Source organism: Sphingomonas sp. STIS6.2 (genome assembly GCF_000732685.2).
Classification (GTDB): Bacteria; Pseudomonadota; Alphaproteobacteria; order Sphingomonadales; family Sphingomonadaceae; genus Sphingomonas; species Sphingomonas aerolata.
In genome coordinates, this window is sequence record NZ_JPDP02000006.1 from 28,050 (window position 1) to 50,286 (window position 22,237).

21 protein-coding genes and 1 pseudogene are annotated in these 22,237 nt (G+C 67.8%); 10 read left to right on the forward strand and 12 right to left on the reverse strand.

Annotation, left to right across the window (positions count from 1 at the left end; all coding sequences use genetic code 11):
- The 3 genes from sphst_RS01040 to sphst_RS01050 all read left to right on the forward strand — a co-directional run.
- Positions 1-580, forward strand: a 580-nt coding sequence (locus sphst_RS01040; RefSeq protein ID WP_159043442.1) for a TonB-dependent receptor domain-containing protein, incomplete at its 5' end; no start/stop codon positions are given.
- Positions 581-699: 119 nt separating this feature from the next.
- On the forward strand, positions 700-972 hold the full coding sequence (locus tag sphst_RS01045) for a CsbD family protein (RefSeq protein WP_031396253.1): 273 nt from the start codon (positions 700-702) through the stop codon (positions 970-972).
- A gap of 73 nt (positions 973-1,045) precedes the next feature.
- Positions 1,046-2,068 (forward strand): lactonase family protein, encoded by a 1,023-nt coding sequence (locus tag sphst_RS01050; protein ID WP_043158438.1) that lies wholly within the window; start codon positions 1,046-1,048, stop codon positions 2,066-2,068.
- A 15-nt stretch (positions 2,069-2,083) separates the two neighbouring features.
- On the opposite strand, the gene sphst_RS01055 is transcribed toward sphst_RS01050, so the two are convergent.
- Positions 2,084-3,481 carry a hypothetical protein gene (locus tag sphst_RS01055; RefSeq protein ID WP_043158442.1) on the reverse strand — a complete coding sequence of 466 codons (1,398 nt, stop codon included), beginning with the start codon at positions 3,479-3,481 and terminating at the stop codon, positions 2,084-2,086.
- Between the two features lie 211 nt (positions 3,482-3,692).
- Between sphst_RS01055 and sphst_RS01060 the strand changes: the two genes are divergently transcribed.
- Positions 3,693-4,619 carry a crotonase/enoyl-CoA hydratase family protein gene (locus tag sphst_RS01060; RefSeq protein WP_042466417.1) on the forward strand — a complete coding sequence of 309 codons (927 nt, stop codon included), beginning with the start codon at positions 3,693-3,695 and terminating at the stop codon, positions 4,617-4,619.
- A gap of 19 nt (positions 4,620-4,638) precedes the next feature.
- Here sphst_RS01060 and sphst_RS01065 read toward each other — a convergent pair whose 3' ends face one another.
- A complete protein-coding gene (locus sphst_RS01065; RefSeq protein WP_107045033.1) occupies positions 4,639-6,648 on the reverse strand; it encodes a putative bifunctional diguanylate cyclase/phosphodiesterase in 2,010 nt (669 codons plus the stop codon).
- Between the two features lie 120 nt (positions 6,649-6,768).
- Here sphst_RS01065 and sphst_RS01070 point away from each other — a divergent pair, with 120 nt between their 5' ends.
- Positions 6,769-7,356, forward strand: coding sequence for a septal ring lytic transglycosylase RlpA family protein (locus tag sphst_RS01070; protein WP_082446884.1), 588 nt, complete (start codon positions 6,769-6,771; stop codon positions 7,354-7,356).
- On the opposite strand, the gene sphst_RS01075 is transcribed toward sphst_RS01070, so the two are convergent.
- Complete coding sequence (locus tag sphst_RS01075) at positions 7,335-7,949, reverse strand: class I SAM-dependent methyltransferase (RefSeq protein WP_031394390.1); 615 nt, start codon at positions 7,947-7,949, stop codon at positions 7,335-7,337. The genes sphst_RS01070 and sphst_RS01075 overlap by 22 nt on opposite strands.
- Before the next feature lie 181 nt (positions 7,950-8,130).
- Between sphst_RS01075 and sphst_RS01080 the strand changes: the two genes are divergently transcribed.
- Both sphst_RS01080 and sphst_RS01085 read left to right on the forward strand, forming a co-directional pair.
- Positions 8,131-8,454 carry an antibiotic biosynthesis monooxygenase gene (locus tag sphst_RS01080; protein ID WP_031394391.1) on the forward strand — a complete coding sequence of 108 codons (324 nt, stop codon included), beginning with the start codon at positions 8,131-8,133 and terminating at the stop codon, positions 8,452-8,454.
- Positions 8,451-9,773 carry an MFS transporter gene (locus sphst_RS01085; RefSeq protein WP_056406713.1) on the forward strand — a complete coding sequence of 441 codons (1,323 nt, stop codon included), beginning with the start codon at positions 8,451-8,453 and terminating at the stop codon, positions 9,771-9,773. Before sphst_RS01080 ends, sphst_RS01085 begins: the two co-directional genes overlap by 4 nt.
- A 27-nt stretch (positions 9,774-9,800) precedes the next feature.
- Here the strand turns inward: sphst_RS01085 and sphst_RS20150 are convergent, their stop codons facing one another.
- Complete coding sequence (locus sphst_RS20150; protein ID WP_156360363.1) at positions 9,801-10,085, reverse strand: hypothetical protein; 285 nt, start codon at positions 10,083-10,085, stop codon at positions 9,801-9,803.
- A gap of 305 nt (positions 10,086-10,390) precedes the next feature.
- On the reverse strand, positions 10,391-12,664 hold the full coding sequence (locus tag sphst_RS01090; protein ID WP_031396435.1) for a CDC48 family AAA ATPase: 2,274 nt from the start codon (positions 12,662-12,664) through the stop codon (positions 10,391-10,393).
- A gap of 276 nt (positions 12,665-12,940) precedes the next feature.
- On the opposite strand from sphst_RS01090, the pseudogene sphst_RS01095 reads away from it, so the two are divergent.
- Positions 12,941-13,824, forward strand: a pseudogene (locus tag sphst_RS01095) (LysR substrate-binding domain-containing protein).
- A 182-nt stretch (positions 13,825-14,006) separates the two neighbouring features.
- On the opposite strand, the gene sphst_RS01100 reads toward sphst_RS01095, so the two are convergent.
- Complete coding sequence (locus tag sphst_RS01100; RefSeq protein WP_056406711.1) at positions 14,007-14,462, reverse strand: peptidylprolyl isomerase; 456 nt, start codon at positions 14,460-14,462, stop codon at positions 14,007-14,009.
- Between the two features lie 109 nt (positions 14,463-14,571).
- Between sphst_RS01100 and mgtE the strand changes: the two genes are divergently transcribed.
- Both mgtE and sphst_RS01110 read left to right on the forward strand, forming a co-directional pair.
- Positions 14,572-15,981: a magnesium transporter gene (mgtE, locus tag sphst_RS01105; protein WP_031440994.1), complete on the forward strand. Its 1,410-nt coding sequence runs from the start codon at positions 14,572-14,574 to the stop codon at positions 15,979-15,981.
- Between the two features lie 43 nt (positions 15,982-16,024).
- The gene (locus sphst_RS01110) at positions 16,025-16,441 is read left to right on the forward strand and encodes a DUF1489 family protein (protein ID WP_031396430.1); all 417 of its coding nucleotides are present in this window, start codon (positions 16,025-16,027) and stop codon (positions 16,439-16,441) included.
- 9 nt (positions 16,442-16,450) lie between these two features.
- Here the strand turns inward: sphst_RS01110 and sphst_RS01115 are convergent, their stop codons facing one another.
- The 6 genes from sphst_RS01115 to sphst_RS01140 form a co-directional block, all read right to left on the reverse strand.
- Positions 16,451-17,143 carry a GIN domain-containing protein gene (locus sphst_RS01115; RefSeq protein ID WP_159043443.1) on the reverse strand — a complete coding sequence of 231 codons (693 nt, stop codon included), beginning with the start codon at positions 17,141-17,143 and terminating at the stop codon, positions 16,451-16,453.
- A 52-nt stretch (positions 17,144-17,195) separates the two neighbouring features.
- On the reverse strand, positions 17,196-17,927 hold the full coding sequence (locus sphst_RS01120) for a head GIN domain-containing protein (RefSeq protein ID WP_031393646.1): 732 nt from the start codon (positions 17,925-17,927) through the stop codon (positions 17,196-17,198).
- Between the two features lie 147 nt (positions 17,928-18,074).
- Entirely contained in the window at positions 18,075-18,608 is a 534-nt protein-coding gene (locus sphst_RS01125) for a CarD family transcriptional regulator (protein WP_031393647.1), read from the reverse strand.
- 218 nt (positions 18,609-18,826) lie between these two features.
- Positions 18,827-19,168, reverse strand: coding sequence for a ferredoxin FdxA (gene fdxA / locus sphst_RS01130; RefSeq protein ID WP_031393648.1), 342 nt, complete (start codon positions 19,166-19,168; stop codon positions 18,827-18,829).
- Between the two features lie 119 nt (positions 19,169-19,287).
- Positions 19,288-19,590 carry an RNA-binding S4 domain-containing protein gene (locus tag sphst_RS01135; RefSeq protein WP_081877494.1) on the reverse strand — a complete coding sequence of 101 codons (303 nt, stop codon included), beginning with the start codon at positions 19,588-19,590 and terminating at the stop codon, positions 19,288-19,290.
- 7 nt (positions 19,591-19,597) lie between these two features.
- On the reverse strand, positions 19,598-22,090 hold the full coding sequence (locus tag sphst_RS01140) for a helicase-related protein (RefSeq protein ID WP_107045035.1): 2,493 nt from the start codon (positions 22,088-22,090) through the stop codon (positions 19,598-19,600).
- Between the last annotated feature and the right edge of the window lie 147 nt (positions 22,091-22,237).

Here is a 22,237-nt window from a genome sequence, read left to right on the forward strand (position 1 = left end):
GCCGACCGGCACATCGATCCTCGTCACCGCAGCCTGGTTCCGGATCGAGCAGACCAATGTCGTCGTGTCCTATCCCGATTTCACGGCGGAGCAGATCGGCAGGGTCCGGTCGCAGGGTGTCGAGGTCGAGGCGAGCGCGCCGCTGCCCTACGGCTTCAACGCCAAGCTCGCCTATAGCCGCCAGCGCGTGAAGAAGGTCGAGGACGTCGTTGCCGCCAATATCGGCCTGCCGCTCGCGACGGTCGGGCGCGGCGGAATCTCGGCGAACCTCGAATGGGCGCCGACCGAGGGGCCGGCATCGGGCTTTGCGATCGGCGGCGCGGTGCGGCACGTCGACAAGACCTATGCCGATTTCTATTCGGACGGCGTCGCGCGCTATTCACCCGCCTATACGGTATTCGACGCGCTGCTGCGTTACGATCTGGGCAAGCTCAGCCCACGGCTCGCCAATGTCGATCTCGGCGTCAACGCGACCAACCTGTTCGACAAGAAGTATCTGACGAGCTGCTTCGCCAACTATGCCTGGTGCTGGTACGGCAACCGCCGCACCGTGCAGGCGACGATCGGATATCGCTGGTAACGGGCCGCTCGACCCTGCGCAGGCGGTTTATACGCAGGTCGATGGCACATCTTGGCGTGTCGGCCGTTCAGCGGTCCGAGCGCATTCGTTCCGGATGCCGTCCAGCATAGGAGTTTAGCATGAACACGACGACCTTGAAGGGTGAAGGCCAGGATCTGCTCGGTTCGGTGAAGCAGGCAGCAGGCAATGCAACGGGCGACAGCTCGCTTCAGGCCGGCGGCGTCGCCGACCAGATCGCAGGCACCGCGAACAAGGCGATCGGCACCGCGACCGACACCGTCGCACCGCTCGCCGACAAGGCGCGTGCGTTTGCCAAGGATCGTCCGTTCGCCACCGCGGCGCTGGTCGGCGTCGTCGGCATCGCGCTGCTCAACACGCTGCGCGGCAAGTGATCGCCCGGGGCCGCGTCCGCGCGGCCCCGCTGGTCGGAGGATCCCGGCGGTGTCGGCATGGGGTGACCGCCTCGTGAGTCGACCCGCCGGCCTCTGGATCGGCACCAATCGTGGTGGGCTCCATCCGCTACGACACGGCGATGGCTGGTCGACCGGCACGCCCTATCCTGACGCGGTGAACGTGTCCTTCGGCGTCCATTCGCCGCGCTATGATCTTCATTATCTCGTCGACGAACGCGATGACGGCGCGATCGGCGTGTATCGCGCCACCGCCGACGGCTGGCGACAGATCGCCCGCGTGGCGGTCGATGGGGACGCGCCCTGTCATCTCGCGCTGAGCAACGACCAGAGCCTGCTCGCCGTCGCCAATTATGCGAGTGGGAGCGTGTCGGTCCTGGACCTCGATACCGACGGCCTGCCGATCGCGCCAGCGCACGTGTTTGCGCATAGCGGATCTGGTCCGAACCGCGAGCGTCAGGCGAGCCCTCACGCGCATTGGGTCGGGTTCGATGCCGAGGATCGCTGGCTTTATACAACCGATCTGGGAACGGACGAGATCCGCGCCTTCTCGGTGGCGCCGTCGCCCGGCGGCAACCGTGTACGGGCGGCCGGCACAGCCTTTCACGCACCAGCAGGATCAGGGCCACGTCATCTGCTGCTGCATCCGCACGTGCAGCGCGTGGCGTATCTTGCCAACGAACTTGCGAACACGCTGACCGTGCTGGTCGGCGGCGAGGGTCGATTCTCGGCGACCAGGACCGTGTCGACGCTGCCCGAGGAGTATGAAGGTCCGAGCATCGTCGCACATCTGGCGATCAACCCGGCCGGGGACCGGCTTTACGTCTCGAACCGTGGGCATGACAGCATCGCGGTCTTTGCGCTCGACGCGAAAGGCGACCCGCGGCTGGTCCAGCATGCACCGGCCGGGGCGGCCTATCCACGACATTTCGTGCTGATCGAGGACGAGGGCCTGATGGTCGTCGCGAACGAGAAGGACGAATGCGTGACACTGCTGCCGATCGACGCGGACGGGCTGCTCGGGCCGCATGTCGCCCGGGTCGCGGTTCCGGGCGCGGCGTTCGTCCTGCCCCTCTAGGCTGCGCGTCTGCACTCAGCGATAGGCGAGCGCCCAGCCGGGCGGCAGATAGTCGGTCGACATGTAATAATAGAAGAGGCAGCTGCCATCGGCGCGGTAGGTGCCGCCCTTGACGAGGCCGAGTGCGACCTGCCCTTCGAAAACCGGCGCGCCGCTGTCACCCGACTTGCATGTCGGCCCTTCGACCGCGACCCAGGTCGGCAGGCACGCGCCGCCGCACAGATCGCCCGCGGGGGCGAAATCGACCATCGCGACCGGCGCGCAGCTATAGCCGGTGCGCTCGCCGCGGTGACAGACGAAGTCGCCCGCGCGCGTGCTGGTCCGGTTGCGCCATGTCGCGACGGTCCTGAGCCGGGTCTTGGCGGTATCAGCAAAGAAGGCGGGCAGCCGTGGCGCAGTCGCCGGCAGCGCGGGCGCGCGGTTGATCTGGACGTCCTGATACCCCCAGCCCCATTGGCCGATATAGGGCAGCGCGATCGCCCGCCGCTCCGTGCCCGCCGGCGGCCGCCCGACATAATCAAGCGTGTCGGGACAATGCGCGGCGGTGGCGATCGCATCCGCGACGCCATCGGTGACGACGAATCCCGTCGTGCAGATATAGCGCCGGCCGTCGACCGTCCCGACCACCCGCCCCCCGCCCGCGACGTCCGGCATCACGGTCACTGCGTCGGCACGCGGGATCATCGCCACGGGGATCCCGGGCACTGTGGCGCCCGGCGTAGCCGTTACGCTCGTCTGAAGCGCCATCGGCAGCATCGGGCGGTCACTGGCTTCGATCCGCACGGGAACGCCGGTCATATCGGCGAACTTGGCGGTAAGTGCGCCATCCCGGTCGAGTGCAAGGTCCGCGGTCGCGACCATCACGACGAGCGTACCCGTCCGCTGATCCGCACCGATGCCGGGGGGATGCGGAAGCGCAGCGCGGATCGCCGCCTGAAAGGTGCGGATCTGGCCGAGGATCCGGTCGAGTGTCGCCGCCGCGCCGGTCCGGAACACCAGCGGGACGCTCATCCCCCCCGCCTCGACGACGCGGTCCGCGACCGGGTCGGTGCCGGTCAGAAGTACCACGATCCGGTAGGCCGGGTCATGCTCGACCGCGATGCCCGCGAGTCGATCCGCGAATTCGAGGCGCAGCGCGTCGGTGACGGGAATCGTCGCCGCCTGCGCCCGCATCCGATGGAGCGCGACATCGAGCGGCACGCCGAACCGCCGCGCATATTCCGCCGCGTCCTGCATCGCCGCGTCGACGGGGAGCTGGAGCTGGGGGGCGTCGACCGGCGCGATCGGTGACGGGGCGATCGGCAATGGGACGGGCGGCGCGACACCGGTCTGCGCCGCGTCGGATGGTGCCGGGAGCCACAATCCCGCAACCAGCGCTCCGGCCAGCCCAGCCTCTATCCATTTCGCTGTCATGATCGGCAAACGTCCAGTTTCGGGGGCCAGCACCGGGTCGCGGACCGTGCGCCATGACCGCCCCTGACCCCGACCCCGCCTAGCGCACCGGCGCGGTGTCGCGCGAGACGGAATTTAACGCGCGTCGCGCGCACGCCCCCGCGGGATCGCCGCCATTGTGCCCTAGGTTCGGCGGTGCAGCACTGCGCTGCGATTACAAAGGAATGCCACAGTGACTCTTGCTTTACCCGCCCGACATTTCTCGCCGGCCCCGCGGCCCGCAACCGCGACCACAGCCGGGATCGCGGCCCCCGCCCCAACCCCACCGCTGTTCGCGCTCGACCAGCTCGAGGTGACGTTCGACCCGCAGGCCGACACGCTGTGGACCTATATGCGGCCAAGGACGCGGCCAAGTTTCAACCCTGCGCTGCTCGCGGACTTTGGTCAGTGGCAGGCCGATATCCACAGCGCCCACACCTCCGGGGCGATGCCGATTCGCTATCTCGTGCTCGGCTCGCGATTCCCCGGCGTCTTCTCGCTCGGCGGTGATCTCGACCTGTTCGCACAGCATATCCGTGCCGGTCACCGCGAGGCGCTGGTCCAATATGGCCGCGCCTGCGTGCAGATCCTGCACCGCAACCTGCGCGGCCTCGATCTGCCGATCGTGACGATCGGTCTGGTCGAGGGCGATGCGCTGGGCGGCGGGTTCGAGGCGCTGCTGTCGTTCAACGTCGTCGTCGCCGAACGCGGCGCGAGTTTCGGGCTTCCCGAGACCGTGTTCGGACTGTTCCCCGGCATGGGGGCGCACTGCTTCCTGTCGCGGCGTCTGGGCGCGGCGCGGGCCGAGCAGATGATCCTCAGCGGGCGCAACTACAGCGCGGAGGAGCTCTATGATCTGGGTATCGTCCACGCACTCGCCGACCCCGGCCAGGGCCGCCGGGTGGTCGAGGACTATATCCGCCAGAACCGGCGTCGCCACAGCGGGCATTGCGCGATCTACGAGGCGTCGCGCGCGGTCAATCCGCTGACGCTCGATGAGCTCGAGGCGGTGGTCGACCTGTGGGCGGACGCCGCGTTGCGCCTCAGCGAGGGGGATCTCAAGCTGATGCGGCGGCTCGTCGCGGCGCAGACCCGTCTGCTCGACAAGCCGAAAGGCTGACGGACATCGCCCCCGGCCCTCAGGACAGCGCACGCATCCTGGGGGTTTCGTCGGCAAGCAGGTTCGCCACCTGGCTTGCCGACATCGGGCGCGCGAGCAGGAACCCCTGCACCGCGGTGCAGCGGGTGCGACGCAGCTGCGCAAGCTGGGTCGGCGTCTCGATGCCCTCGGCGACCGTCTGCATGCCGAGCGTCGCGGCGAGATCGACCACCGTCTGGATGATCGCCATCGACGCAGGATTGTCGTCGAGCGCGGTGATGAACGACCGGTCGATCTTGAGCGTCTGGAACGGGAATTTGGTAAGATAGCCGAGCGACGAATAGCCGGTGCCGAAATCGTCGAGCGTGGTGCCGACCGCCATCCGGTTGATCGCCGACAGCGCCGCCAGCGATGCGTTGATATCGTCGAGCAACACCGATTCGGTCACTTCGAGATCGAGCCGCCCCGGCGCGAGCCCGCTGGCATCGAGCGCGTCCTTCAGCACCTTGGCGAGCCCGGGCGACAGGAGCTGGATCGGCGACAGGTTGACCGCGACGCGCACCGTGTCCGGCCAGTCGCGCGCGTGACGGCAGGCCTCGCGCAGCACCCAGGCACCGATCTCGACGATCAGCCCGCTCTGCTCGGCGATCGGGATAAATTCGGCGGGCGACACGCTGCCGTGGCACGGGCTGTCCCAGCGCAGCAGCGTCTCGCAGGACAGGATGCGGTGCGTCGCCAGATCGAAGATCGGCTGGAAGGCGAGCCACAGCTCGCCGCGCGCGATCGCGCCGTGCAGGTCGCTGGTCAGCGCGCGCGTCCGTTCGATCTTCTCGTCCATCACCGGCTCGTAGAAGCAGAAGGCCCCCCGGCCGCTTTCCTTGGCGCGGTAGAGCGCGAGGTCGGCATGTTTGAGCAGCGTGTCCGCGTCGCGCCCGTCGATCGGTGCGATCGCCACGCCGAGCGAGGCGCCGACCGTCAGCCGGCGTCCGGCATAGGCCACAGGCTGTGCGACGAGGTCGAGGATATGATCGGCGATCGTGCGGGCATCGTCGCGCGCGCCGATCGCGCAGACGACCGCGAACTCATCGCCGCCCAGCCGCGCGACGATCGCGTCACCGGCCACCCCGATGGTGCCGCCATCGGTGACGAACGCGGTCTGGAGCCGCTGCGCAACCTCGGTCAGCAGCACGTTGCCCGCCAGGTGACCGAGCGAATCGTTGATCTCCTTAAACCGGTCGAGATCGATCCAGTGGATCGACAGGAGCTCACCGGTCGATTCCAGTCGGTGCAGCCGCCGCTCGAACCATTCGCGAAACGCGGTGCGGTTGGCGACTCCGGTGAGGTCGTCGCGCCGCGCGAATGCGGCGTGATGTTCGGCGAGCGCGGTCTTTTCGCTCGCCGCGATGGTCGCGCCGAGGATGGCCTCATAGGTCTGCAGCGTGATGTCGATCATCGCCAGCACGAACAGGATGATGACGATCGCGAGCACGGCGTTGAGCGGCTCGCCCGACAACAAGAGCCCCGCCGCGAGCGGCAGCGACGCGAGGCAAAGCTGTGCGAGCGCGATCGTCGGCCGACCCGCATTGCGTCCGGCAATCCCCGCCGCATAGCCGATCGCCGTCGTCACCGAGAGGAGATGAAGCACGCCGTCCGCGGTCCGGGTCAGCGTCAGCAGCCCGAACATGCCGAGCAGCGCGGAAAAGGCGAAGGCGCCGATGCGGTAGTAAAACTCCCACTGTCCTGCCCGCGGGCGCTCGGCGGCACCCCGATCAACAGCAAATCCGTCAGCGGCCTGTTGATCGGGCACGCGCTGGACGATGCCGATGATCCGCAGTGCGGCGACCAGCCCGATCAGCACCGCGAAGCCGGCAAGCCAGCGATCGCCACTGGTGACGGCCACGACCGTGGCGATACCCGTGCTCGTCAGCGCACCGATCACCAGCGACTTGGGTGAGGCATAGAGCGAGGTGACCAGAGTCGCCCGGACGTCCGCGGCGACCGCGTGATCCGAGTGGCGAAGCTGCCTCAACCGGGTAATGAAATGCGTCATGGCACCTTCGAACAGACTGTAACCGTAGGGTAAAGCGGTTAAGCAAACGCTACGATCCCGCGCGCGGGCGGTTCGCCGCAATGGGGTTCAGCTTCGACCGGGTGTCCGCTAGCAGGGATAATGATCCCAATCGCACCGCGTTCCGATACGCCCGGCCTGCTGGCCGCCCTCGCGCTGTGCGCCATGCTCGCCGGCTGCGGCACGACGCGCTACCGCCCGGTCAGCGACTATCCGGTCAAGATCGGCCGCCCCTACAGCGTGCGCGGCACGACCTACCGGCCCGCCGATCTGCCGGGTTATGACGCGGTCGGCATGGCGAGCTGGTATGGCCGGGAATCGGGCAACCAGACCGCGAACGGCGAACGGTTTCGCGTGAAGGGCATTTCTGCCGCGCATACCGTCCTCCCGCTGCCGAGTTATGTCGAGGTCACTGCGCTCGACACCGGCCGGACGATCCTGCTGCGGATCAACGACCGCGGGCCGTTCACGCCCTCGCGGCTGATCGACCTGTCACGCGGCGCCGCCCGGCTGCTCGGGATCGAGCGCCTCGGCCGGGCCGCGGTCCGCGTCCGCCGCGTCGAGCCCGACGCCAAGGACCGCGCGCGGTTACGGGCCGGCAAGCCCGCATCGGCGAGACCCGATGCCTCGCCCGACGAACTCGCCGCGTTGCGCGCGCGGCTGACGGATCAGTCCTTCCAGGCCCAGTAGAGCTGTGCCGGGGGCACGTTCCACCATTCCATGTCGTGATCGATCGATTCGAAATGCGGGGTGAGGAAGTCCTTCACCTTCGGGCTGAACTGATAGACCAGGAACGCGCCGCCGCTGCGCAGCACCGAATGCGTGCCGGCCGCGATCGCCGGACCGACGCCGGGGGGCAGCGTCGAAAAGGGCAGGCCCGAAAGGACATAGTCGGCCGATTCGAAGCCGTGATCGGCGACGATCTTTTCGACATCGGCCGCCGAGCCGAGCACCGCCGAGAACCGCGGATCGGTGATCGTGTGGCGCAGATAGCGGATGAAATCGGGGTTGGTATCGATCACGATCAGCGTCGCGTCGGGCGCCATCCGGTCGAGAATCGGGCGGCAGAAGGTGCCGACGCCGGGTCCATATTCGACGAACACCTTGGTGTTGTCCCAGTCGACCCGACCGAGCATCTTGCGGATCAGCTTGTCCGAGGACGGCACGATCGAGCCGACCATGACAGGGTGTTTCAGGAATTCGGTGAAGAACATCTGCCACGGGGAGGGCACGCCGGCGGGGCGGGTGCGCGCGCGCCGGGCGGCTGTGGTCGGACTGGGCATCGTGTTCCTTACGATCAGGGATCCCGCGCGCACGCGAGGCTTTGAGCCCCCCGTCGCACGGATTCCAAACGTGTTTCAAGGCCTGCGGGTTGCATCACGCGACGAACCGCGCCGAACGCGATCAGTGCCCGGTGCCGCAACCCGCGCTTGCCAACCCCCGGGCTTGGCTTAAGCATTGGGCATGCACGACGATCGGACGGGCCAGACGGCGGTCATTTTCATGTCGAACCGTAACGGCACCGACCCCGCCGGCTATGCCGCGGCAGCCGCCGCAATGGAGGCGCTCGCCGCGACTCAGCCCGGCTATCGCGGGATCGACAGCGTGCGCGACGAAGCCGGGCTGGGGATCACGATCAGCTATTGGGCGGACGACGCCGCGGCGATCGCGTGGCGCGACGATCCCGACCATGCCGCGATTCGCGAGCGCGGGCGGGCGCTCTGGTATGACCGCTACCGCGTCACCGTCGCACGGGTCGAGCGCGACTATGACTGGGCGCGGCCATGACCGGCATCGATCGCGACGATGCGCGGATCGATCGTCGCTTCGCGCTGATGTTCCTCGTCATGCTGACGATCGCGGCGGGCAATACCGCGCTGCAATCGGTGCTGCCCGCGCTCGGCCGGTCGCTGGGCGTCGCCGACAGCGCGGTGGCCGGCGCGTTTTCGGTGTCCGCGCTGCTGTGGGTGATCGCCGCGCCGTTCTGGGCGAACCGGTCCGACCGACATGGGCGCCGCGCAATGATCCTGCTCGGCATCGGCGGGTTCAGCGTGTCGCTGACATTGTGCGGGCTGTTCCTGATGGCAGGGATCAACCACTGGATCGGCGGGACCGCGGCGTTCGGCTGCTTCATCGCCGGGCGGCTGATCTATGGCGCGTTCGGGGCCGCCGCGCCGCCCGCGGTGCAGGCGCTGGTCGCGGGCGAAACGACGCGCGCGGAGCGGACGCGTGCGCTGACCCTGCTCGCTTCCGCCTTCGGGCTCGGCACGATCCTGGGGCCGGCGATCGCGCCCTATCTGATTCTCGGGTCGGTCGGCGGGCTGGAGGTGGGGCTGGCGGGCCCCGCCTTCCTGTTCGCGCTGTTCGGCGTGGCGGTGTGGATCACGGTGCGGCGGATGCTGCCCGATGACCGGATCGTCGCGCCGCATGACGATACGCACGGCGCGAGTTCGGCCTATCCGTCGATCGGCGGCGCGCCGAGCGGCGCGTCGGTCACCGCCGCGACCCAGTCGCATGTCGAGCAGGTCGGTTATACCGATCCGCGCATCCGCGCCTGGATGATCGCCGGGCTGGTCATGGGGCATGCGCAGGCGATGACCGGGCAGGCGATCGGGTTCCTGGTGATCGACCGGCTCAACCTGGCGCCCGCACTCGCGCTCGAGCCCACGGGGATCGTGCTGATGATGGGCGCAGGTGCAGCGCTGCTCGCGCAATGGGGAATCATTCCGCGACTCAACCTGACCCCGCGCCAGCTCGTGCTGACCGGGCTGGTGCTGGCGGCGGCGGGCACCGCGCTGACGGGGATCGCGACATCTCTCTACACGATCGCGACCGCCTATGCGCTGGCGAGCCTCGGCTTCGGCTTCACACGGCCGGGCTTCACCGCGGGCGCCTCGCTCGCGGTCGGCGCGAATGCGCAAGGGTCGGTCGCGGGCAAGGTGACCAGCATCAACGGCGCGAGCTTCGTGCTCGGGCCGTCGATCGGCGTCGGACTGTACGAGGCGCAACATTCGCTGCCTTATCTGGTCGCGGGCGCAGCGTGCGTGGTGTTGATCGGCTATGCCTGGGTGACGCTGAATGAGGCGAAGGACGCGTCGGGCGGCTGACCCGGGATTCATCAGGCCGCGGTTCCGCTATTTCGCCGACATTCCGATGCAGTACAGAAGCAGCGGAACCCCGATCAAGAGGATCATCAGTAACAAGTTCATCTGGATCAGTCGGTTGAGCCATTTCGGCTGCCCAGCGGAGTCCCGATCGGCCTCTTCCTTCGAATAATCCTCGACGATTTCCATATCGAATTGTTTCGAAAAGAAACTCCTCGGACGCATCCGCAACGAGGCTTTCGGAGACAGGGCGTCTTCATCGACGTCGCGGCGCGCTGGCGAGTGATCGCCAGATTCAGAGGCTGGGCCTGACATTGCGTGGTTTCCGTATATTCGAGATCATGGGCGTGCAGCGCACGTCCCAAAGGTCAGATCGAATAAAGCCCGAACTCCAGCGGCCTATAGCCGCGAGCTCGGGCTAACCCCGTGCGGCGAGTTGGCCGGCGTGATCGAGGAAACGCTTATGTGTCGCGGATGCGTACATGAAAGTTACATTGGACCCGTGCCCGGTAATGTCAACACATGGCACAAGATCAGGGCCATTCGGCCAGTCGACTATCGACCGCCGAATGGAACCATGCTGGCGGTAGCCCCTCTCCCGCCAAGGAGAGGGGCGATGATCACGCCGCGCCTTTGCTGGGGAAGGCGAAGCCGATCGGCTGGATGGCGGTCGCGTCCTGTTTCAGGCGGGCGGCCATCTGCTCATATTCACGCTCGGTCTCGGGCGTGACGCTTGCGCGCGATTCCTTCAGCGCATTGTCGAAATCGGCCATCGTCACGTCGGTCGAATCGATCGAGCGACGCAGCGCGACCAGGCCTGCGCGGCGGACGACGTCCTCCAGATCCGCACCCGAAAACCGGTCGGTGCGGTCCGCGAGACGATCGAGATCGACGTCGGACGCGAGCGGCATCTTCTGCGTCTGGATGCCGAGGATCCGCCGGCGCCCCGCTTTGTCGGGCACGCCGACATAGACGAGCTCGTCGAACCGCCCCGGGCGAAGCAGCGCCGGGTCGATCAGATTGGGGCGGTTGGTCGCGCCGATCACGACGACCGACTGGAGCTCCTCCAGACCGTCCATCTCGGCGAGGATCGTGTTGACGACGCGCTCGGTCACCTGCGGCTCGCCCGCGCCGCTGCCGCGGGCGGGCACCAGCGAATCGAGCTCGTCGATGAAGATCACGCACGGTGCGACCTGACGCGCGCGCTGGAACAGCCGGGTGATCTGCTGCTCGCTCTCGCCATACCATTTGCTGAGCAGGTCGGACGATTTGGTGGCGATGAAATTCGCCTCCGCCTCGCGCGCGACCGCCTTGGCGAGCAGCGTCTTGCCGGTCCCTGGCGGGCCGTAGAGCAGGAAGCCCTTGGCCGGGCGGATGCCAAGCCGCCGGAACGCGTCGGGATTCTTGAGCGGAAGCTCGACGCCCTCCTTCAGCCGCATCTGCGCGTCGTCGAGTCCGCCGACATCGGCCCAGCGCACGGTCGGCGCCTGGACCATGACCTCACGCATCGCCGATGGCTGGACGCGTTTGAGCGCACCGAGGAAATCCTCACGCGTGACCGACAGGTCGTCGAGCACCTCGGGCGGGATCGTGCGTTCCTCAAGGTTGAGCTTGGGCATGATCCGCCGCACCGCCTCGATCGCCGCCTCACGCGCCAGCGCGGCAAGATCGGCACCGACAAAGCCGTAGGTCGTGCGCGCCAGCTCGTCGAGATCGACCCGGTCGCCCAAAGGCATGCCGCGCGCATGGATGCCGAGAATCTCGCGACGGCCGCGCTCGTCGGGAACGCCGACGACGATCTCGCGGTCGAACCGGCCGGGACGCCGCAGCGCCTCGTCGATTGCCTCGGGACGATTGGTCGCGGCGATCACGACGAGATTGGCGCGTGCCTCCAGCCCGTCCATCAGCGTCAGCAGCTGCGCGACGAGACGCTTTTCCGCCTCGCCCGACACCTGCCCGCGCTTGGGTGCGATCGAATCGATCTCGTCGATGAAGACGATCGACGGTGCGGCCTTGGCGGCCTCCTCGAACACCTGGCGCAACTTGCCCTCGGACTCGCCATAGGCCGACCCCATGATCTCGGGGCCGTTGATCAGGAAGAACTGCGCGTCGGATTCGTTGGCGACCGCGCGCGCGAGCCTCGTCTTGCCGGTGCCGGGGGGGCCATGCAGCAGCACGCCCTTGGGCGGATCGACACCCAAGCGCTGGAACAACTCGGGATAGCGCAGCGGCAACTCGACCATCTCGCGCAATTGGTCGATCGTCTGCGCCATGCCGCCGATGTCGTCATAGGTGACGTCGGCGCGGCGTGCGTCCTGTGGCTCCTCATATTCGGGGCGCAGCTCGATCTCGGTATTCTCGTCGATATGGACGACGCCCTTGGGGCTGGCGGCGATCACCGCGAGGCGGATCTCCTGCAGTGCATAGGCGGGCGCGTTCATGAACTGCTGGACGCCCGCGGGCATGTTGCCGACGCGCTGATGCCCCGCGGTCGCGACGATGTCGCCCTGGCAGATCGGCCGGCCGAGGAATGTGCGCTTCAACGCGTTGGTCGAGCCCTGAAGCCGCAGATTCTGCTGTGCGGGTGCGAAGACGACGCGCGTCGCGGGCTTCGATTCGGCCTTGCGCACCTCCACGAAATCGCCCGAGCCCACACCCGCATTCGCGCGCTGGAGCCCGTCGATGCGCAGGATGTCGAGCCCCTCGTCCTCCGGATACGGCCCGACGGCACGCGCGGGCGTGTTCTGCTTGCCAAGGATCTCGATCACGTCGCCCTCGCCGATGCCGAGCGTCGCCATCAGCGCGCGCGGCAGATGCGCCAAGCCGCGGCCGCTGTCCTCGGGACGCGCGTTCGCCACCTGGATTTTCCGCGTCGGGGTTTCGCTATCGGGCATCTCGACTCCTTCAAACTCGAAGCGTGTCAGATGGGGGGCCGCCGCCGGGCTTGCGAGGACTTGAAAAGACAAAAAAAGGGCCGGCCAATGAAGGCCAGCCCATGAAAGTTTTTAGGAGAGGATGCCTGAAAGGCGAGGTCTTTTTGCGTCGAGGCGGTTCATGTTGCAAGTGCGAATGGATCCGCTACGATTGCGCTAACTGCAATCGTAGGCTTCAATGCGGCCAATGATGCGGATCACATGCATCGAGTCGGATAAGGGAGTCGGGGAGGAATCATGCGGAGGCTGCCGCCACTCGGGGCTATCGAGGCGTTCGTCCAGGTCGCGCGGCTGGGCTCGATCAAGGCCGCCGCGGAGGATCTCGCGCTGTCCGCGCCCGCGCTCAGCCGGCGCGTGCAGAGCCTCGAACGGTTCATCGCCAAGCCGCTGTTCGCACGCCGGCATCAGGCGATGGTGCTGAACGCCGACGGCGAACGCCTGCTCGCGCAGATCGCGCCGGTGCTCGATTCGCTGTCGGATGCGGTCGAGTCGATGACGAGCACGACCGAGGACAGCGGCTGCGGCTGGGCATCCTGCCGCTCTATGCGTCGCAGAAGCTGTTCCCGCGGCTCGGCGAACTGCGGGCGTCGCATCCCGAACTGCATCTCGACATCGATACCGCGGCGCATTTGGTATCGCGGCTGGGCGACGGGCTGGACGCGGTGATCGCCCTGTCGCGCGAGATCGATCCGGCCTTCTATGCGCGGCGGCTCGATCGCAATTCGGTCTATGTGATCGGTGCGCGCACGCTGCTCGACCGCGCCGATCCGATCACCCGACCCGAACAGCTCTCGACGCTGACCGCGCTGGTCCACCGCGACATGACGGATACGTTCACCGCGTGGCGGACGGCGGCTGGGCTCGACGATATCGAGCCGCTGGCGATCGATCATTTCGATTCGGGTGCGCTGATGCTCGAGGCGGCGGCGCAGGGGCTGGGCGTCGCGTTCATGCATGCCAGCCATTTCGAGGATGCGAACGATCCGCGGCTCGTGCGGCTGTTCGAAATCGAGGTGGAGAGCCCGTACAGCTATTGGTTCGTCTGCCGCCCGCGCGCGTTGCAGGGCAAGCCGGTCAAGCTGTTCCACGACTGGCTGATCAAGACGCTAGCGGAAGTTTAGCGAGGCGCAGCCTCCGCTCGGATACCGGATGTACGGTTGAGAGAGGGTCAGGGTAGCAACCGCGACGCGCTTCTGACTTGAAGCGCGTCGCGGCTAAGCCGCGCCGTCGGACGGAGCGTTGCTCCGCCGGCCGGCTTCGACTGTCTCCGACGCAGCTTGGCTGCGCCGGTGCAGTCTTCAGCTCAGGCTGCGCGTGCCTTGACGATCTTGCCGGGTGCGCGCGGCGGCTCGCCCTTGGGGAGCGCGTCGATCAGCTCCATGCCGTTGGTGACTTCACCCCAGACGGTGTACTGCTTGTCGAGGAAGCGCGCGTCGTCGAACACGATGAAGAACTGCGAGTTCGCCGTGTCGGGCTGGTTGGTGCGCGCCATCGAGCACACGCCGCGGACATGCGGCTCGGCCGAGAATTCCGCCTTGAGGTTCGGCTTGTCCGAGCCCGACATGCCGGTGCCGGTGGGATCGCCGCCCTGCGCCATGAAGCCCGGGATCACGCGGTGGAACACGACGCCGTCATAGAAGCCGTCATTGGCCAGCTCGACGATGCGCTCGACATGCTTCGGGGCCAGATCGGGGCGCAGCTTGATCGTCACGTCACCGCCGTCGAGGGTCAGCGTCAGCGTTTCGGGGGTATCGGCCATTGGGTCTTCTCCTGAATTGATGCGCGGCAGATAGGGATCCACCCCGCGACTGGCAAATGCATGCGCGGCGCGTTAGGGCCCAAGGCGCACGCTTTTAAGGGAGGCAGCCATGAGCGAACTCGAGCTTCCCGAGGTCGAAACCGAGACCCAGCCCGAAACCCAGCTTGATCGCGACGACCGGTTGCGGCCCGAGTTCGTCCGCGCCGTGCTGGACGCGGTCGAGGACGGCGACAATGCGGCGGCGCGCGCGCTGGTCGAGCCGCTGCACCCTGCCGACATCGCCGATCTGTTCGAGCTGACGCCGCAGGAGGATCGTGCGGCGCTGGCGCGCGCGGTCACCGATCTGCTCGACGGCGACGTGTTCGCCGAGATGAACGATTATGTCCGCGAGGATCTGATCGACGCGCTCGAGCCGCACCAGGTCGCCGACCTTGCCTCCGAACTCGATACCGATGACGCGGTCGCGATCATCGAGGACATGGACGAGGACGAGCAGCGCGCGGTGCTGCGCGCGCTTGATCCCGATGATCGCGCCGCGATCGAAGAGGCGCTGAGCTACCCCGAGGAATCCGCGGGCCGCCTGATGCAGCGCGAGCTGATCGCGGTGCCCGAGCACTGGACCGTCGGCGACGCGATCGATTATTTGCGTGGTCACGAGGAGCTGACGACCGATTTCTGGGAAATCTTTGTCGTCGACCCCGCGCACAAGCCGATCGGCACGTGCCAGCTGTCGTGGATGCTGCGCACGCCGCGCGGGATCGCGATGGCCGACGTGATGAAGCGCGAACAGACGCTGATCCCGGTCGACATGGACCAGGAAGAGGTGGCGCTCCGCTTCCAGAAATATGCGCTGATCTCCGCCGCGGTGGTCGATCATGGCGGCCGGCTGGTCGGCATGATCACCGTCGACGACATCGTCCACATCATTTCCGAAGAGGCGGGCGAGGATACGCTGCGCCTGGCGGGTGCAGGCGACGGCGACATCAACGAGCCGATCCGGCTGACGGTGCGGACGCGCTTCACCTGGCTGGTGGTCAATCTGGGCACTGCGATGGTCGCGTCGTCGGTCGTCGGACTGTTCCAGGGGACGATCGCGAGCTTTGCTTTGCTCGCGGTGCTGATGCCGATCGTATCGGGGATGGGCGGCAATGCCGGGACGCAGACGCTCGCGGTCGTGGTCCGCGCGCTCGCGACCAACCAGCTGACGAGTTCGAACACCAAGCGGATGATCGTCCGCGAATTCCGGATCGCCACGGCCAATGGCGTCATGCTGGGCACGCTGATCGGGCTTGGCACCTATGTGATCTTCCGCAACACCGATCTGTCGATCGTGATCGCGGCGGCGATGCTCACCAACAACATCACCGCAGGGCTTTCCGGCGTGCTGGTCCCGATCACGCTCGACAAGTTCCGGATCGATCCCGCGGTCTCGTCGGCGGTGTTCGTGACGACGATGACCGACACGATGGGGTTCTTCTCGTTCCTCGGCCTTGCCAGCCTGTGGGGGCTGCACGGTTGACGTTCCGGTTGACTGGCGCGGATTAGCGCCCATTTCCAGACGGATGCCGCTTCACCTCACCAAAGTCGCGTTCGGCGCGGACAGCGTCGACCATCTGGCGGAGCGCCTGCGGCTGCGCGGCGAAGAGGGCCCCGTGTTCCTCACCACTCGCTACCTGCCCAAGCGGCACGAGGAGGTGGCGGGGCCGGTCGGCGAGGGCGGTTCGATGTACTGGATCCTTAAGCACCAGCTGATCGCGCGGTCGCCGATCCTGGGCTTTGGCGAGGCGGAGGGCGGACGCGTCGCGATCCATATCGACCCCAGACTGGTGCTCGTTCAAGCGCGGCCGAAGCGCGCACATCAGGGGTGGCGGTATCTGGAGGGCGCCGATGCGCCGCTCGACCTCGGCGGCGACGCGACCGGGCTCGACATCATGCCGCCCGCGCTGATGACCAAGCTCGCCGAACTCGCGCTGATCTAGCCTGCGCGGCTAGCGGCCGCAGATCACCGGGCCGGTCGCCGCGGCCCGGACCGTGCAGGCGGCGGTGCCCGCGACCGTGACCGATCCGGCCCCGCCGTTCGTCACCTGCGCGGTGCGGCGCGCCGAGGCGCGGGTTTCGCCGACGCCGTCCTGCATGACGACGAGATCATCGACGGCAAGTGCGGTCGCGTCGATCAGCCCCGGACCACTGACGGTCAGACGCGCGCGCGCACTGCGCCCTGCCAGCGTCATCCGCCCCGTGCCGATGACGGTGGCGTTCAGCTGGTCCGCCTGCGCATCGTTCACCGCAAGGCTGCCTGCACCGCTGACCGCGAGATCCAGCCGCAGCCCCTTCATGCGATCGATCGTCAGCCGCCCCCCCGCCACGACGCTGGCAAAGGCAAGACGCGGGGTGGACAGCGTCACGATGACCGGGCGCTGCGCCCCCATCTCGGGGCGCTCGCCCCAGCGGCTCGTGCTCCGCCGGACCGACAGCGTCGCACCGTCAACGCGGATGTCGACCGCCTCGGTCGCATGCGGATCCCCCGAGACCTTTGCGCCGGGCGATCCCGTGACGAGGCGCACGTCGAACGGACCGTCGATCCGGACCCGCTCGAAGCTGCCCACCGACACGCTACGATCGGCCGCGGCTGCGGCAACGGGACAGGCAAACAGGAGCGGCAGGACAAGAAAACGGATCATCGCCAGATCGTTGCCGCTTCGGCGCACCGACGCAAGCCGTGCGCGCAGCGGGTCACGGTGCGCAGCGGACCGAGCCGGAGCCCATCTTGGACACGGTGCACCGCGCCGCGCTGCCCAGGTCGACATCGCCCGACCCCATCATGTCGACGGTGGCAGGGCCATCGACGACCGCGCGGACGCTGCCCGAGCCGGCAATCTCGACCCGCGCGGACCGGGCCTTGAGCCCGGCTGCGTCGACATCCCCCGAGCCGGCGATCTCGACCGCGAGCGCGCGCGCGGATCCTGCCGCCGAGACGCTGCCCGAGCCCGCGATCGAGACGGCGAGATCGTCGACCTTCACTGCCGCGACGCCCAGGCTGCCGGACCCTGCGACATCGGCTGCGAATCGCGTTCCCTCGACCCGGTCGACGGTCATGTCCCCCGATCCCGATATCGCCGCCGCCGCCAGCCGCGGCAGCGTGACGAAGACCTTGACCTTGCCCGATCGCCCCCAGTTGAGATTGACGCCCTTGCGCCGCCCGATCTCGAGCGTGTCGCCGTCCCGCTCGATCGTCAGCCGGTCGAGCGCCTCGGCAGGCCCCTGCGCACGCACCGAAAAGCCAGTTCCCACGCGCACATCGACATCGCTCGCACCGCGCAGGTCGATCGTGCTGAAATCGCTGACCATATAGGTGCGGGTCGTGCCGGTGCCGCTCGGCGATGCCCCCGCCCCGTCATCGTCCCCCGACCAGCCGAACGAGCAGGCGGCAAGCGGCATCATCAGACCGAGCGCGAGATACTTCATGGCATCCTCCTGTGTATTGCCCAAACAATACACCCGATCGGCGAGAGGCGGAAGCGGAATCCGTGGTGGTCATCGGCCGGCGGGCCAGAAACGCAAAAGGGCGGCCCCGCGGGACCGCCCTTGCGTCATCGAACGAAGCGCCAGCGGTCAGGCGGGCAGCTTGTCCTTGTTGTAGATCGCGGCGGCGGCGCGGAGGATGTCGAGGATCTTCTCCTGCGCCTTGGGCTCGTCAATCTCTTCCATCGCGGCGAGTTCGCGGGCGAGACGGCTGGTCGCACCTTCAAAGATCTGACGCTCGGAATAGCTCTGCTCGGGCTGGTCGTCGGCGCGGAACAGATCGCGGACCACTTCGGCGATCGACACGAGGTCGCCCGAATTGATCTTCGCCTCATATTCCTGCGCGCGGCGCGACCACATGGTGCGCTTGACCTTGGGCTTGCCCTTGAGCGTGTCCATCGCCTCGCGCATGGTCTTGTCCGAGGACAATTTGCGCATGCCGACGCTTTCGGCCTTGTTGGTCGGAACGCGGAGCGTCATGCGCTCCTTCTCGAAACGGAGGACGTAAAGTTCGAGCGTCATGCCGGCGATTTCCGAGCGTTGCAGCTCGATCACACGGCCGACTCCGTGCTTTGGGTAAACGACGAAATCACCGACGTCGAAGGACAGTGCCTTGGCAGCCATTGGGGGCCTTTCCGGATCAATGCCTCCACGCGGTGCCACAGCGACGCGTTCGCCGGATTGCACCGTGGAGGAATAGGGTTCGAACATACTCCAGGCGGACGACTTGACATATCGCGCCCGTCACGGACCCAATTACCATCTTTGCAACAAAATTACCAGCCGATCGTGGCAGCCCTCGTGCCCCAATCCGCCATAAAGACACGAATTTCGTGCGATTTTCAGTCGCCGGCGCCGGGCTCCGGCGAGAAATACTTGTCGAACTTGCCCTCAACGCCCTTCATCGCGTCCGCATCGGGCGGCGTCTGGTTGTCGTTGCGAGTGACGTTGGGCCATTGCGCAGAGAAGGTCGTGTTGAGCTCAAGCCACTGCTCCAGCCCGCTCTCGGTATCGGGCAGGATCGCCTCCGCGGGGCATTCGGGTTCGCACACGCCACAGTCGATGCACTCGCTGGGATTGATCACCAGCATGTTCTCGCCCTCGTAGAAGCAATCGACCGGGCACACTTCCACGCAATCCATGTACTTGCAGCGGATGCAGGCATCGGTGACGACGTAGGTCATTGCAGAACTCCTGGGCCGGATTCCTTCCCGGCGACGAACGGCCTGCGACTATGCGCGCAGGCCCGTCGCGTCAATCATAGCAAGCCTTCTGCGAGACGTTATCAGGCTTTGCCGCTGGCTTATCCTTCCCCGCCAGGGGGAGGATTCGGTTGGTCGAGGGCGGGGGTCTGGCCGGCGATCAGGTCTTGATAGCACGCCTGCGCTTCGGGGGCGGGACCGCGGCGTGTCGGCAGTGCCTCGATGCGGATTACGCGGACGCGGTCGTTGGCGGCGAAGGTGAGGACGTTGCCGATCCGGACGGGACAGTGTGCGCGGTCGATCGCGCGGCCGTCGATTCGCAGATGCCCCTTCTCGGCGATCGCCTGGGCCGCGCTGCGCGTCTTGGCGAGCCGGACGAACCACAGGAACCGATCGATCCGCATCGCGCCTTCAACCATGGCGGACCAGTGCGGCGAGCCCGGCAAACGCGTTCTGCCGCGACGGGTCGATCGGCGTCGCAGGGACCGCGCGCGCGGGCGGGCGGCCGCGCCAGACCCAACGCGGCGTGTCGCCCGCCAGCGCCTTGAAGCCGAGCTCGGCCATCAGCCGCTCGATCGACGCAGGCTCGAGCCCGATCGAGGTCGCGAGCGCCGGGTCGGGCGCGAACGGTGCGCGGCCGGTGCGCGAATCATGCGCGGCGCGGGCGATACGCTCGATCAGGTCGACACGCACCGCCTGGAGCCCCAGCGGGCGGAACCCGGCCTCGAGCGTCGCGCCGTCGCTGCCGCGTGCGAGCACGGTCGCCCCGTCGCGCGGCGCGGTGATCACCGTCCCGCGGATGCCGGCGAGGATACGGCGCCAGCGCGCCGGCTCGGGCTTGAGCAGGCGGATGTCGAACAGGTCGAGCGCGCCGACCATGATGCCGATCTTGCGCAACCGCTTGCGCTCGTCGGGATCGACCGCGTCGAGCGCGAGCCGCATCGGCAGGCGGGGCAGGATCCCGCCCGCTTCCTCGATCGCGCTGGCGACCGCGCGCAGCGCCGGGGTCGCGTCCGCGTCGCGGCTGAGCGCGGCAAGATCGACGAGCACCGCGAGCCGCCGCTTGAGCATCGCCGCGAGCCAGCGCGACAGGCGCGTCTCGATCCGCTCGCGCGCCGCCTTGTCGAGACAGTCGAGCGCGCGATCGAGGATCAGTTTCGGGCGGGCGAAGGACGGGCCAGCGCCGAGTCGGGCGACCGGATGCCCCGCCCAGACGATCTGCGCCGACTCGTCGAGCGTGATATCCGCGTCCGGCGCATCGACGAGCGACTGGCCGCGCCGCGTGCGTTCGCCCGCCAGCCGCTTCTCGGCGGCGGCGAGCAGCAGGCGCTTGTCGCTGGCGCGCGCGTCGGCGGCGACGGTGAAGCGGAATCCATCGAGGCGGCCGATCGGGTGATCCTCGACCATCACCTCGCCCTCCGGACCGATCACGACGGGAAGCGACGCGGCGTCCGCGCCGATCTGACGCATCAGCGCGGTCGTGCGCTTGTCGACGAAGCGCTGCGTCAGACTGGCATGGAGCGCATCGGACAAACGCTCCTCGAGCGCGGCTGTGCGCGCGGCCCAGTGCGCGGGCTCGGCGAGCCAGTCGGCCCGCTGCGCGATATAGGCCCAGATCCGGGTCGCCGCGATCCGGCCCGCGATGACCGGCACGTCGCCCGCGACGGTGTCGAGCCGCGCGATCTCGTCGGCGAACCATTGGTGCGGGATATGCCCCCGCCCCTCGCTGAGATGCCCGAACACGCGCGAGACGAAGCGCGCATGCGGGTCGAGCCCGACCTTGCGGAAATCGGGGATGCCGCACGCCGCCCAGAGCCGCGCGACCATCTTCGGATGCCGCGTCCGTTCGCGCACCCAGCCCTCCTCGGCGAGCCGCTTGAGCACGCCGAGGTCGAGCGCCTGGGGTGCGGCACGCAGGACGCCGGCGGGCGGACGCGCCTCGAGGCTGGCAACCAGCGCGTCGATGCTGGCGAAATCGGGTTCGCCCTGCCGCCAGTAGAGATTTTCGAGACGCGGGAAGCGGTGTTCCTCGATCGCGAGCACCTCTTCGGGCAGGAACGCGCCCGGCCCGTCATCGGACAGCGCGCCGAACGTCCCGTCGCGCTGATGCCGGCCCGCACGGCCAGCGATCTGCGCCATCTCGGCCACCGTCAGGCGGCGCTGGCGCTTGCCGTCGAATTTGTTGAGGCTCGCGAACGCGACATGCGCGACGTCCATGTTGAGCCCCATGCCGATCGCGTCGGTGGCGACGAGATAATCGACCTCGCCCGCCTGGAACATCGCGACCTGCGCGTTGCGGGTACGCGGTGACAGCGCGCCCATCACCACCGCCGCACCACCGCGCAGCCGGCGGAGCATCTCGGCGACCGCATAGACCTCCTCGGCCGAGAAGGCGACGATCGCGGACCGTTTGGGCAGGCGGCTGATCTTCTTGGCGCCCGCATAGGTGAGCGTCGAGAAGCGCGGGCGGTTGACGATCTCCGCCCCGGGCACGAGCGCCTTGATCATCGGTCGCAGCGCCTCGGAGCCGAGAATCATCGTCTCCTCGCGTCCGCGGGCACGCAGCAGCCGGTCGGTGAAGACATGGCCGCGCTCGGGATCGGCGCCCAGCTGCGCCTCGTCCAGCCCGACAAAGGCGACGTCGCGGTCGGGCATCGATTCGGCGGTGCAGAGCAGCCAGCGCGCATCGGGCGGCATGATCTTTTCCTCGCCGGTGACCAGCGCGACGCGGTTCGCACCCTTGATCGCGACCACCCGGTCATAGACCTCGCGCGCGAGCAGGCGCAGCGGGAAGCCGATCATGCCGCTCGAATGCGCGCACATCCGCTCGATCGCGAGGTGCGTCTTGCCTGTGTTGGTCGGCCCCAGGACCGCGGTCACGCCGCCGGACACATCGTCACTCATAGCCCAGAACATCGGGCGTAAGGCCGCGCGGCGCAATGACCGGCAGGACAAGTTCGCCGTATTCCGCGCACGGATTTCCGTCCGCCCCCGCCGCACCACGCCTCGTCGCCACGCGTGGCGGGCGTGCGGCGGGTTAATTTGACTTTA